General features: G+C 70.7%; 1 pseudogene. It reads right to left on the bottom strand.

From position 1 onward, the window contains the following. Window positions 1-400, bottom strand: a pseudogene (locus MU407_RS14130) (hypothetical protein); the annotation flags it as partial. Between the last annotated feature and the right edge of the window lie 122 nt (window positions 401-522).

The raw sequence follows: 522 nt of genomic DNA on the forward strand, positions 1-522 counted from the left end.
CGGCGAGGTCCCACTCAGCGACCACATCATCAACCTGACGACGCTGCTCAGGCTCGAGGCGACAGGTGGAGCGGATCAACCACTCAAACCACTCCACCGGCAACACACCACCCGCGACGAGATCCAGACACAGGGGCAGGTCACGAGTGGCGTGGACAGCGTCGCGCAGCTTCCCCTCCGCGCGCCCCACCTTGGAGCGCAGCCCCGCGGCGGCGATCAAGCAGTTCACGGCCAGTTCATCCGCCTCACCGGGATGGTCGTCATCCACGGTCCACAGCAACGCCAGGTCCCGGACCTCCTCCGCGTAGAGAGTGCCCGCGAGGCGGCGGCGTTCCTGCACCCGGACCATGAGCTGGGCTTCATCACAGTCCGCCTCCGAGCCGGAGCGTACCGCGGCCATCGCGGGCGTGGTGGCGCCGCGCCCACGGATGATCCTGCGCGGAGGGCCAGCGGGAGCGGCCGCCGCATCCTTCCCGCGCCCACCCGTACGCGGGACACGCGACGCGCCCTCGCCGCGGCTCA

The organism is Brachybacterium sp. Marseille-Q7125 (assembly GCF_023062615.1).
In the GTDB taxonomy this organism is placed as follows: domain Bacteria; phylum Actinomycetota; class Actinomycetes; order Actinomycetales; family Dermabacteraceae; genus Brachybacterium.